At 39.5% G+C, this 13,346-nt stretch carries 8 protein-coding genes; 4 read left to right on the top strand and 4 right to left on the bottom strand.

Annotation, left to right across the window (positions count from 1 at the left end; genetic code table 11):
• Positions 1 to 112: 112 nt before the first annotated feature.
• Positions 113 to 1,681 carry a sensor domain-containing diguanylate cyclase gene (locus PS1M3_RS17145; RefSeq protein WP_239104509.1) on the bottom strand — a complete coding sequence of 523 codons (1,569 nt, stop codon included), beginning with the start codon at positions 1,679 to 1,681 and terminating at the stop codon, positions 113 to 115.
• Positions 1,682 to 1,985: 304 nt separating this feature from the next.
• On the opposite strand from PS1M3_RS17145, the gene PS1M3_RS17140 reads away from it, so the two are divergent.
• The 3 genes from PS1M3_RS17140 (at position 1,986) to PS1M3_RS17130 (ending at position 6,707) form a co-directional block, all read left to right on the top strand.
• A complete protein-coding gene (locus PS1M3_RS17140) occupies positions 1,986 to 3,797 on the top strand; it encodes a glycoside hydrolase family 3 protein (protein ID WP_203987728.1) in 1,812 nt (603 codons plus the stop codon).
• A gap of 1 nt (position 3,798) precedes the next feature.
• Positions 3,799 to 4,524, top strand: coding sequence for a 5-oxoprolinase subunit PxpA (locus tag PS1M3_RS17135; protein ID WP_006793312.1), 726 nt, complete (start codon positions 3,799 to 3,801; stop codon positions 4,522 to 4,524).
• Between the two features lie 158 nt (positions 4,525 to 4,682).
• Positions 4,683 to 6,707 carry a S9 family peptidase gene (locus PS1M3_RS17130; protein ID WP_203987725.1) on the top strand — a complete coding sequence of 675 codons (2,025 nt, stop codon included), beginning with the start codon at positions 4,683 to 4,685 and terminating at the stop codon, positions 6,705 to 6,707.
• Between the two features lie 602 nt (positions 6,708 to 7,309).
• Here the strand turns inward: PS1M3_RS17130 and PS1M3_RS17125 are convergent.
• A complete protein-coding gene (locus PS1M3_RS17125; RefSeq protein WP_203987723.1) occupies positions 7,310 to 8,911 on the bottom strand; it encodes an isocitrate lyase in 1,602 nt (533 codons plus the stop codon).
• A gap of 234 nt (positions 8,912 to 9,145) precedes the next feature.
• Between PS1M3_RS17125 and PS1M3_RS17120 the strand changes: the two genes are divergently transcribed.
• Positions 9,146 to 11,326: a malate synthase G gene (locus PS1M3_RS17120; protein WP_010556103.1), complete on the top strand. Its 2,181-nt coding sequence runs from the start codon at positions 9,146 to 9,148 to the stop codon at positions 11,324 to 11,326.
• Positions 11,327 to 11,600: 274 nt separating this feature from the next.
• Here PS1M3_RS17120 and PS1M3_RS17115 read toward each other — a convergent pair whose 3' ends face one another.
• Together PS1M3_RS17115 and PS1M3_RS17110 are read right to left on the bottom strand one after the other, a co-directional pair.
• The gene (locus tag PS1M3_RS17115) at positions 11,601 to 12,326 is read right to left on the bottom strand and encodes a YebC/PmpR family DNA-binding transcriptional regulator (protein ID WP_008132889.1); all 726 of its coding nucleotides are present in this window, start codon (positions 12,324 to 12,326) and stop codon (positions 11,601 to 11,603) included.
• 131 nt (positions 12,327 to 12,457) lie between these two features.
• The gene (locus PS1M3_RS17110) at positions 12,458 to 13,075 is read right to left on the bottom strand and encodes an HAD family hydrolase (protein WP_203987720.1); all 618 of its coding nucleotides are present in this window, start codon (positions 13,073 to 13,075) and stop codon (positions 12,458 to 12,460) included.
• Positions 13,076 to 13,346 lie beyond the last annotated feature (271 nt).

Here is a 13,346-nt window from a genome sequence, read left to right as displayed (position 1 = left end):
AGCGAAACTTAAAAAAAACTTAAGAAACAAAAAAGCCCTTAAATAAATTTAAGGGCTTTTAAAGTAAAGTTTATTTTTAGCTAAAGATTAATTCAAATTAAACATGTCTATACTAACTAGGCTCTGCCACTACGCAGCGATTACGGCCATGCTCTTTAGCATGGTAAAGCGCTTTGTCTGCACATTTATATACTTGGTCGATGTCATTGCTATGGATTGGCCAAGTTGCAATTCCGATTGAAACGGTAATAAAACCGATTGTTTTCATTTGCGTTGTTTCAACAGTGGTGCGTAATCGCTCTGCTATTTTTAGAGCGCTTTGGCTATCTTCATGAGGCAATACAAGTAAAAACTCTTCACCACCAATACGCGATACAATATCCCCTTTTCGAGAGATCTTTTCTATAATATCGGCTAATACTTTAAGTGCTTCATCGCCTTTATCGTGCCCAAAGGTATCGTTCACACGTTTAAAAAAATCGATGTCTATTTCTAAAATAGCAAAAGGTGTTTGCTTTAACATTAGCTGGCTAAGTAAACCATTTAAGCTTCTACGATTGTGGGTGTTTGTCAGCGGATCGGTTTGGGCATCGTGCTTAAGTTGCCCTATTTGTGTTTGTAAAATATTGACGCCATTAAGCATGGCCAGCTTCAATCTTTGGCTTTCAAAGTACCACGCTTTTATTCTTTTTAGCTTTTCTATGCTGTTTACTTCGTCGAGTCTGTTTGCGCTACTAGCGAGTTGCTTTAATGGGCGTGAAATAAAATACGAAAATACACCTATGAGTATGAAGGTGAGCAACGCCATGGGGAGCGTTCTTGCAAATACTTCCATGATTAATGTATCTAGAGACGCAAGTGTTGCTTTGATGGGACGTTGGGCCACTACGCCCCAGTTTGAATTAATAACGGGTGAAAATCCTGCGAGCATTTTTACCCCTTTGCTGTTTACAACAACGGCTTGCCCCGCCTCCCCTGTAATAACCGCATTGATTACTTTATTATTGGCAACGCTTGTACCTATTCGCTCGCTATCTGGGTGATACAGGATTTGCTTATTAGCATCGACGACATAAAGGTGCGATCCCCCTTCGTAAAAGTGTTGCTCTAGGAGATCGTTTAAAATATTTCTTTCTTTTAAATATAACGAGCCGCCCACGTAGCCTAAATAATTCCCTTCTTCGTTAAATAAGGGATGCGATATAAATATAATTAAATTATTGGCTGCTGACATGTACGGCATACTAATAAGTGGCTTTTTTTCTTTTAAAGCCTGTGTTGCGCCGGGAGAGGAAATTGATTTTCCCATGATTTCAGGTAAATAAGGGGATGTGGCATTTATAACCCCATTCTTACTTATAACTACTGAATTAAAGCTATTTGTTTGCAAATTTAAACGCGTTACTTCTTCTTGCAGTAATGCTGCATTATTTATGTTTTGCTCAATTTTATTTGCTGAATATGCAAGTTGTTGTTTTGCCGACTCTAAAAAGTTGTCGGTTGCTGAAGCTAATTTATTAGCGTAAGCGAAGTTACTTTTTAATGTATGGCTTATTAACTGCTCTTTTTGTACTTGGTACGTTGAATGAAAACTACTAATGAGCGTGGCTAAAGCCGCAGAAAAAGCCAATAGCACAATAAGAAGACGCAGATTAAGCACAGGAAATAATTTATTCAGCAAAAGTAAACAGCCCACAGTACACTGCTATTAAAGCAAGTACTTTGTTAAAAAGTATTTACAATTATACCCCGCCATTTATTAATTATCTAATATTTGAGCACATAGTGTATTTTTAATAACCAGCCAAATAACTTTTTATTACATTGTGACGTTACATTCCCCCTAATGACTAGGGTGCGCTTATTTTGCAGTTGTATAAAAAAATAGATAAGCTGCTTTCACTTGTTCATTTTATTTAGCTTTGGAGTGTATTTTGCTAAATAAGTATGTTTTATCGTCAATTATTTTTATATCTGGGTGCTTAATGCCATCAATTAAAGCGGTTGCAAAACCAGCTCTTTCTCTTGAGGAAAAACTAGGGCAAAAGTTAATGCTCGATTTTCGCTATTTTTGTGAACAAGGCACTGGTAAACATTGCAGAACGCCTATGACAAAGCTACCAGAGTCATTGGCGCGCGTAATCAGCGACTATAACATTGGTGGCGTCATATTATTTTCAGAAAACACACAGTCAATTGAACAAACCATTACGCTTAGCCACCAACTTCAAGTGGCTGCCAGTAAATCTTCAAGTAAACTGCCACTATTTATATCAATAGATCAAGAGGGCGGAAGAGTTGCGCGTTTGCCGCGTGATATTGCAACGTCATTCACGGGCAATATGTCTATTGGTGCAACCTATAAACAGCATGGCGTTGACTTTGCTACTAAATCAGCAACAGCTATTGCCAATGAGCTAACAGCTCTGGGGATCAATGTAAATTATGCACCTACCGTTGATGTGAATATGAACCCAGACAACCCCGTTATAAATGTACGCTCGTTTGGTGAGAACCCACAACGAGTGAGTGAACTTGGCGCAGCACAAGTTGCTGGGTTTGAGAGTAATGGCATAATTACATCGCTCAAACATTTTCCGGGACATGGCGATACTCACGTTGATAGCCACACAGGACTCCCTAACGTTGCCCACTCAAAAAGTACTACTTACAAACAAGATTTAGCCCCATTTAAACATATTATTGCTAAGCAAAACCCCGGTATGATCATGACAGCGCACATACAATACCCAGCGCTTGATAGCTCAACCTTTGTCTCAATAGAAGGCAAAACAATGATTAAACCCGCCACTATGTCGCGCACTATTATTACCGACATTTTAAGAGGTGAGCTTAACTATAAAGGCGTAGTGGTTACCGACGCACTTGATATGGCTGGTATTAGTCAGTTTTTTACACCCATTCAAGCTGTTATAAATACATTTTTAGCCGGCGTTGATATTGCGCTTATGCCTATAGAAATAAGAACGCCCGATGATATAAAAAAGCTTGATGAGCTTATTAAATCGTTAGTTCATGCTGTCGAGTCAAATCAGTTAGATGAGCAAGAAATAACACAATCGGCTGCGCGTATTATTTCGCTTAAAAATGCATTTGAGTTATCTACTGAGTTTGACCCTATTAATGCAGTAGTTAATGCAAAAAGTATAATAGGCAATAAACAACACAGAAAAATAGAAGCTGAGCTTGCTTTAGCAGCAATAACACAGGTAAAAAACACAGAAAACACATTGCCACTAAATTTAAATGATGGCCAACATATACATATTATTATGCCCGACACCCGTAAATGTATGGCTATGCAGCAAGCAATTGAATCTGCAAGTTCATCATCTATTACGTTCAGCTGCAGCAGCTTACAAGGGTTTGACCCAGCACAAGCAACCCAGAGCATTAAAACAGCTGATATTGTTATAGCGGGTAATGCCACGCCCAATCAAAGCGCGGTTGAAATTGGTGGCATGGATGATTTAAAAGATGACCCTAATTTTGCGCTTAATACGCGCGAACAGCCACAAGCGCTTGAGTCATTGCTTTCCATGGCTAACAAATTTAATAAGCGAACTGTATTTATAAGTTTGAGGGCTCCTTACGACATTGCTAAATTTGGCGACTATGCTCACAGTGTACTGGCCTCTTATGCTTACAATATTGATGTAGACACGCACGAGCGTGTTTCAGGCCCTGCCTTTACCGCGCTCGCTAAAGTATTAGTAGGCCAAGCCACTGCCAATGGCACCTTGCCTGTTACAATTAAACCGCAAAAAGGCAATTAACATGAAACTAAATTGTGATTTGGGCGAAAGCTTTGGTTCATGGAAAATGGGGCTAGATGATCAAGTTATGCCTCATATTAATATGGCGAACATTGCTTGTGGTTTTCACGGCGGTGACCCTGATGTAATAGCAACAACATTAACGTTAGCTAAAAAAAACAACGTAACGGTAGGCGCGCATCCCAGTTACCCTGATCTTCAAGGATTTGGACGACGCTCTATGGCGTTAACAACAAGCGAACTAACTAATTGTATTCAGTATCAGATAGCAGCGCTTGAAGGCATGGCAAAAATACAGGGGATTACGTTAAGCTATGTAAAACCACATGGTGCACTTTATAACGATATGATGGCTAACAACGACGTGTTAGCAACCATTTTATCTGCTGTCGCGAGCTACCCTAGTAAACTAAAGCTGATGATTTTAGCGACTAACCAAGCAGATAAGCACATCCAGTTAGCTAAACAGTTTAATGTAGAACTAGTACTCGAAGCATTTGCAGATAGGCAATACACAGATGAGGGCCATTTGGTCTCTCGTAAACTCGATGGCAGCGTGCATGACAAACCGGCCATACTTGCACAGGTCAAACAGCTCTTACAAACAGGTAGTGTAACCACACGCTCAGGTAAGCAACTTATGCTTAATGCACATAGTTTATGTGTCCATGGAGACAATAATGATGCAATTGAGCTCATTAAAGAAATAAAAGCACTGTGTGACTGACATTTAATAATATACGAAAGCTGTAAACCCCCTTTACAGCTTTTATCACAACTTGTTAAATACCCCCATAGAGTTAAATATGAGCTTCATCGCATTGCACTGTTAATTTAATAATCCCTCACTTATAACTGTACATAAGTTAACAACAGGGATTAATAATGAAACAACTTTTAGCACTTAGTTTTATATTAAGCGCAAGCCATTTGGCCAGCGCAAACGACAATACACACACATTGCAACTTCAAGATGTATTTGATTTAGAATATGCAAATCAAATAGATATTACTGACGACGGAAAAACCGTTTACTTTGTGCGAAACCGCATGGATATAAAAACAGACCGAAAAGTGGGAAACATTTGGTCTGTTGATTACAAAACCAAACAAATGCAGCCGCTCACTTCAGGCGTTCACATGGATTACTCGCCAGTACTTTCTCCAGATGGACAGCGCCTTGCTTTTATATCTACCCGCGATGGCAGCAGCCAAATTTATATGAAGTGGCTTAAAACCGGTGCCATTGCCAAAATAAGTAATTTAACCAGTAGCCCTCGCGCTATTAGTTGGAGCCCCGATTCAAGCCAGCTTGTATTCAGCATGTTTGTACCAAGTAAAAACACGCCACCGGTTAATTTGCCAGGAAAACCGAAAGGCGCAACGTGGGCAGAGCCAGCTAAATTTATTGATGAAGTATACTATCGAGCCGATGGTGGTGGATACTCGCAAAAAGGCTTTAATCAATTATTTACACTTGATGCTAACGGCGGAAATGCTAAGCAGCTTACTAGCGATGAATTTGATAACGCAGGTGATGTTAGCTTCAGCAAAGATGGCAGCTTACTTTACTACTCAGCGAATAGGAATAAAAATGGTGAACTCAAGCCTACAAACAGCGAGGTGTATAAGCTAAACCTCAATACATTAGCCATTGAAGCTGTAACAAATAGAAATGGCCCAGATCAACAACCCAAAGTCTCTCCTGATGGTCGTTACCTTGCGTATACAGGATATGACGATAAACGCACTAACTACGAAAATACTCAACTTTACATTCGTGATTTAAAAACGGGTAACACCAAAAGCTTAACACCCAACTTTGATAGAAGCGTTGGGCAAATAAAATGGGCTGCAAACTCTAAAGGGGTTTACTTTAGCTTTGCCAATGAAGGTCAAACTACCCTTGCTTATCAACCTCGAAATGGCAAGCGTAAAGTGATCACCGAACAAATTGGCAGTGTAGCATTTGGACGACCATACTCAGGCGGAGATTTTGATGTAAGCAGCAACGGCGATATCGCGTTTACACTTGCTGACACTCAACGCCCTGCGGATGTAGCGAGCATTAAACGCGGTAAAACACAGCGCTTAACCACGCTTAATAGCGATTCGCTAGGTGATAAACAACTGGCAAAAGTGGAAGAGATTTGGCTTAAATCAAGCCACGACCAATTACCTATTCAAGGATGGATTGCTTACCCGCCAGGGTTTGATAAATCTAAAAAGTATCCTCTAGTGCTCGAAATTCACGGTGGGCCGGTGGCTAATTATGGCCCTCACTTTAGTGCCGAAGTTCAGCTTTTTGCAGCAAAAGGTAATGTGGTGTTATACATGAACCCGCGCGGAAGTGATTCGTATGGGAAAGAGTTTGCACAAACCATTCATCATAATTACCCAAGTAATGACTTTGATGACTTAATGTCTGGGGTTGATGCTCTTATTAAAAAAGGGTTTATTGATGAATCTAAACTATTTGTTACCGGTGGTTCTGGCGGAGGTGTACTAACAGCATGGATTGTTGGACATACAGATCGATTTGCTGCAGCTGTTGTTGCTAAACCTGTTATAAATTGGATCAGCTTTGTACTAACTGCCGACTTTTATCCATTTTTTGCTGATTACTGGTTCCCAGGCAAACCATGGGATCACATAGCGCATTACATGAAACGTTCGCCAATTAGTTATGTAGGTAATGTTACTACACCCACCATGCTGCTTACAGGTGAAGCAGACTATCGCACACCCATTTCTGAAACAGAGCAATACTACCAAGCACTAAAATTACAAGGTGTTGACACCGCGATGGTTCGCATACCAGATGCATCGCATGGTATTACAGCTCGCCCTTCTAATTTAATGACTAAAGTTGCTTACATTCAATGGTGGTTTGATAAGCACAGTAAATAGCATTACATTAATTAAATTACTAAAAGCCACTTTTTAAAAGTGGCTTTTACGTATATGCAAAGTGTAAACCCCCTTTACACTTATAGGGCATATTAAATATCGGACTTAGTCTATTTCTCAGTTAGTAAAATTTAGGTTTATAGCTTTTTTATAGTTTGAGTTAGTAAAAAATCGGTTTGAGTCACTGTTTATAGCCTTTCAGTTGGTAAAATTTTGTTTTGTGAAAGTTATACGTTAGTAAAAAATCGGTTTATAAATCGAATTTAAACACCAAAAAAAACAAAAAATAACGTTTTTGATTACTTTAATAGCTCTTTAAGGCCCCTTTACAGCAAAAAAGCACTTACAAAACGCTTTTATTAAAGGGTTAGTTAAACTCTGATCTACAAATTCGGTTAGCTAGTTAAAACGTGATCCGCATATCTATAGTTGGTTAAAACCTGATCTCAACTAACTAAGTAACCTAATGTAAGTTTTTATTTCTCATACACAATACGCTTTTAGCACTAATAAAGGCTCTGCTATTAGTGAGTGCAGTAAAAATATTTATGACACATAAAAAAAGGGCCTTACGGCCCTTGAGTAACACTATCTAGAAATTTTTAGAACTGGTTCATGGTGTTATCTTCACCACCGGCTTTTAACGCGTTATCACCAGAGAAGTACTCTTTGTGTGTATCACCAATGTTAGAACCTGCTAGGTCTTGGTGTTTAACAGATGCTTGTTCACGGCGAATTTCTTGGCGTTGTACATCACGTACATAAGCAAGCATACCTAAGTCACCAAAGTAGCCTTCTGATAAAATATCTGTGCTAAGTGCTGCAGTATGGTAAGTAGGCAGCGTAATTAAGTGATGGAAAATACCCGCTTCACGTGCACCATCACGTTGGAAATTTTGTACCAATACATCAGCTGCGGCTGCAAGCTCTGTTGCATCCATTTCTGGTGCCATTAGGCCTTTGTTATCACCAAGGCTTGGGTAAGCGCTCAAATCGCGACCCGCTTCTTGCCACTCTTGGTACACTTGCTCACGGAACTTAAGCGTCCAGTTAAACGAAGGTGAGTTGTTGTACACTAGTTTAGCATTTGGTACTTGCTCTTTAACACGGTTTACAAGCTCAGCAATTTGTTTTACGTGTGGCTTTTCTGTTTCAATCCACAATAAATCAGCGCCAGATTGTAGGCTAGTTACACAGTCAAGTACTACGCGGTCTTTCTCTGTCCCTTCACGGAACTGGTATAGGCCATTTTCAAGGCGAGTAGGTTTACACAGCTCACCGTTGATTTTCATTGCCGTATCACCTTCGTTTAAGTCCTCTACGCCATTAATAGGTGTAGTCTCTAAAAAGGCATTGTACTGACTTGCTAAATCACCTGGAGTTTGTGATACCGGCACTTTTTGAGTCAAGCTTGCACCTAACGAATCAGTGCGCGCAACAATAATACCGTTGTCGATACCTAGCTCTAAAAATGCATAGCGAACCGCATTAATTTTTGCTAAAAAGTCTTCGTGAGGCACGGTTACTTTACCCGCCTGGTGACCACATTGTTTAGCATCAGATACTTGGTTTTCGATTTGAATAGCACATGCACCTGCTTCAATCATTTTTTTAGCAAGTAGGTAAGTTGCCTCTTCGTTACCAAAACCTGCATCAATATCAGCAATAATTGGCACAACATGTGTTTCAAAGTTGTCAATTTTATCAAGTACAGCTTGAACGTCGCCGCCATTCGCTTTGGCTTCATCTAGGTCATTAAATAAGTGGTCAAGCTCACGGGCATCGGCTTGCTTTAGGAATGTGTAAATTTCTTCAATAAGCGCTGGAACAGATGTTTTTTCGTGCATACTTTGGTCAGGTAACGGACCAAACGCAGAGCGAAGTGCAGCAACCATCCAACCACTTAAGTAAACATAACTACGTTTAGTTGTTTTTTGGTGGCGTTTTATAGCCATCATCATTTGCTGGGCAGTAAATCCATGCCAACATCCTAAAGACTGTGTGTATTGGCTTGAATCTTTATCGTAAGCGGCCATATCTTCACGCATTACGTCAGCTGTGTATTGTGCAATTTCTATCCCAGTACGAAAGCGATTTTGTAAACGCATGCGAGTTGCATACTCTGGGTTAATTGCCTGCCATGCATTACCTTGAGATTGGCATAAAGTAGAAAGTGTGTCGGTTTCGCGTTGATATGTTGTCATAATAAATTCCTTCGAACGGGTATATAAATAATTTAATGTTGTGAGAGTGGCAACGTTGCTAGTGCTCCGTAGCGCTTAATTCAACATTAGGCTTATTTTTTAGATTTAGTAAATTTATAGTTTTTATTACGACTATATTTTTTGTGAATATCAAAAACACACTCAACATGACTTTTTTACGTTATTGTTGCTCAAACGCACAAATACTATGGCGACCGTTTAAGGAAGGCAATTATGACCCACACTCTCACACATTCAGGACTCAGCGTAGATTTAGAGCTTGCTGACTTTGTTAAAACTAAACTATTACCTGGTACACACTTATCAGAACAACAATTTTGGCAAAGCTTTGCAAAGATTGTTCAAACGCTCACGCCAATAAATAAAGCGCTGTTGGCTAAACGCGAACAACTGCAACAACAAATTGATCAGTACCACATTGCAAATAAAACGTGGGATAGCAAGCAATACCAACGTTTTTTAAGTGACATTGGCTACCTAGTGCCAGAGCCTGCAAATTTTAAAATTGAAACACAACAGGTTGAACCCGAAATAGCGGTTACAGCAGGCCCACAGTTAGTTGTTCCAGTAAGTAACGCACGTTTTGCACTTAATGCAGCTAACGCACGTTGGGGCTCGTTATACGACGCCTTATATGGCACAGATGTGTTAAGTGAAGATGACGGGGCAGAAAAAGGCACTACCTATAATCCGGTTCGTGGCTTTAAAGTAATGGCATACGCACGCCAGTTTTTAGACAAAGCACTGCCACTTGAAAACGGCTCACATATTGAAAGCACCAATTATTCTGTTGTAAACGGCGCATTAGTTATTACGCTGCGTGACAGCTCTCAAACCACTTTAGCTGACCCCTCTCAGTTAATTGGCTACCAAGGCGAAGCCCAAAACCCAAGCGTTGTATTGCTTAAAAACAATGGCTTACATATAGAATTACAGATAGATCACCACCATATTATTGGCCAAGCTGATAAAGCGGGTTTAAAAGATGTGGTACTTGAAGCAGCCCTAACTACTATTATGGATTGTGAAGATTCTGTAGCCGCCGTAGATGCACAAGATAAAGTGCAAGTTTACAAAAACTGGCTTGGTTTAATGCAAGGTAACTTAGTCGAATCGTTTAAAAAAGGCGACAAAGTTGTAGAACGTACGTTGCAAAGCGACAAAACGTATACTTCTATTGATGGCGGTACCATAACGCTTAAAGGCCGAAGCATGATGTTTGTAAGAAACGTGGGCCACTTAATGACAAATCCAGCCATTACAGACGTTTACGGCGAGCCTGTTTTTGAAGGTATAATGGATGCAATGTTTACTGCCACAGCCGCCCTGCACGACTTAAATAAAAATTCTGGCGTAAAAAACAGCAGCGCGCAGAGCATTAATATTGTAAAACCTAAAATGCATGGCCCAGAAGAAGTTGCTTTTACAAGCACACTATTTACCCATGTAGAAGAAGCCTTAAACTTACCTAAAAACACCTTAAAAATGGGTATTATGGATGAAGAACGCCGTACATCTGTAAACTTAAAAGCATGTATAAATGAAGCAAAACAACGTGTTGTATTTATTAACACCGGCTTTTTGGACCGTACAGGCGATGAAATTCACACCTCAATGCAAGCAGGTGTTGCGCTCCCTAAAGCTGAAATAAAACAACAGCCTTGGATAAGTGCTTACGAAGATCGCAACGTAGATATTGGCCTTGCCTGTGGATTAAGCCAAAAAGCTCAAATAGGCAAAGGCATGTGGCCTATGCCTGACAAAATGGCGCTGATGATGGAGCAAAAGTTAGCACACCCTAAATCGGGCGCTAATACAGCTTGGGTGCCCTCTCCTACAGCCGCAACGCTGCATGCTATGCACTACCATGATGTTAATGTTTTTACTGAGCAACACGCAATCGCTGAGCGTACAATAGCAAGCCTTGACGACTTACTTACTCCGCCACTAATGCAAGATACGTCAACACTCTCTAAAGAAGACATACAAAGCGAACTTGAAAACAATGCACAGGGTATTTTGGGTTATGTAGTGCGTTGGATAGACCAAGGTGTAGGCTGCTCTAAAGTACCCGATATTAACCATGTAGGGCTAATGGAAGACAGAGCAACACTTAGAATATCTAGTCAACATATGGCTAACTGGTTATTGCATGGCATATGTACACAAGAGCAAATTACATCCACAATGGCAAAAATGGCCAAGGTAGTAGACGGCCAAAACGAACACGATAAAGCCTATACCCCAATGGCAAGCAGCCCTGAAACACTAAAAAATAGTATTGCGTTTCAAGCAGCCCTCGCCTTAGTACTTGAAGGAACAACACAACCTAGTGGCTATACTGAACCGTTATTACATAGCTACCGTATACAGTATAAGTTACAGCAAAGTTAATACACTCCAAATGTTTAACGCTGTATCTTAATTGTTTATTTCGTGTCAAAACCAACCTTAGGGCTGGTTTTTTATTTTCTAAATCAACAAATAAGCACACCAATATTTTTAAAAATGTGTTTAAACACACTTAAAACAACTCATTTTAAAATAGAAACACATAAATCAATAACCTCTATGAATACCTAACATTTCTGTAAATACAAAAAAGCGTGTTTTGTATACACAAAACACGCTTTTTAATTTGTATTTGCTATAAAAAACGACGTTAAGATTATTTTTTTATAATTGCATTGTGATACACATTTTGTACGTCATCACAGTCTTCAAGCATATTTATAAATTTATCGAAGTTAGCAATAACCTCTTCATCATCAATTTCAATATTAACTTGAGGGATAAAAGTAATTTCGTCTACCTCAAAGTTAATACCTTCAAATGCGTCTTCAAGAGCTGTTTTAGCCTTAAAGTATTCTGTAGGCGGTGCAAAAACAGAAATTTTTCCATCTTCAGCTTCTACGTCAGCAACGTCAACGTCGGCCATCATTAGCGCTTCTAAAACAACTTCATCGTCATCGCCTGCAAAGCCTAATACTGCATAATGATCAAACATATGGGCTACACAACCAGGCGTCCCTATTTTTGAATCAGTTTTAGTAAACGGTAAGCGCACATCTTTAATGGTTCTGTTGGGGTTATCAGTTAAGCAGTCAACAATCACCATACAATTACCCGGCCCATAGCCTTCGTAGCGAGCAACCGAGTAATCCTCCCCTGCTCCACCGGCGGCTTTCTCTATTGCTTTTTCGATAACGTGCGCAGGAACTTGGTCTTTTTTAGCTTTTTCGATTAGACGACGCAAAGTTTGATTTACTTCAGGATCGGGTTCACCATTTTTAGCAGCAACGTAAATCTCTTTACCGTACTTTGAGTTTACTTTTGTTTTTGCATTAGCTGTTTTGATCATAGAACTTTGACGAACTACAAATGCTCTACCCATTTTGTGCCTCTAATAAATACATTACATTTTTTATTATTTTACCAATTCAAAACGTATTGGGCTAGTAAACCTTAGTGAATGAGCGCCCATATTGTGAGAGGTAAATTTACTAAAGCTAATATAGCGTCAATTTAACATAACTCGACTTTTTTGGAGTAGCTTTCAACTAAAGCAACCAAATCGTAAAAATCATGCAACACATAATCAGCTTGATCAGCATAAGGAGGCGTTTCATTGGGAGCATATAAGCAGGCACGCATATTAGCATTGTGTGCAGCTTGAATATCGTATATGTAATCGCCTACGTACAATAGGTTATCTGCGCTAATATTCCAAAGCGTAGCAATAGCATTTAATGCACTTGGATCGGGTTTTGCTGGTGCGTCACTTCGTGTAAGTACTGTGCTGATAGGAAGCGGGTTATTTTTTAATTTAAGTGCAGCGGCTTTGTCAAAATTACGCGTCACTATTGCCATAGGAATACTTCGGTCATTTAATAGTGAAATGGCTTCACTTACACCTGGCAACAACGTGGCATGTTGTGCATCTAATAATTCGTGCTGGTGAACAATGTTCATTGCCTCTTCGCGCATATAAGGAGAAGGAAGTTGCGCAATAAAGTCGAGTAAATCTTCGTTATCGGGACAGCCAATTTGGGCTTTAATAAGTGAGAAGTCGAGTTCTGACGATACCAAAGTACCATCTAAATCAAAAATAACACCATGGATAGCCTCTACCTGAGTCGTCATACCAATCCTTGTTTGTGAAAATAATTAGTTGAGCTTTTTTCAAACATAAAAATACTCTGAGCTTACACCCTTAAATGGGAACAATTAATACTAATTATATTTAAATTAATAGTGCGAGGTGGTCAGTAACTTCACTGCAACTACCAATAAACAAAAGCTTAGCAGCTAGTTGTATGTTGCGCAAAACAAGGTAAATATAAACAACCCGATTTTTTACGTAACTTGGTATTTTACCGATCAATTATGAACGTACGTTAAATATTGTAATAAA

Source organism: Pseudoalteromonas sp. PS1M3 (assembly GCF_016865405.1).
Taxonomy (GTDB): domain Bacteria; phylum Pseudomonadota; class Gammaproteobacteria; order Enterobacterales; family Alteromonadaceae; genus Pseudoalteromonas; species Pseudoalteromonas marina.
Note: the sequence above shows the minus strand (reverse complement) of the source record. Positions and strands in the feature narration are given on the sequence as shown.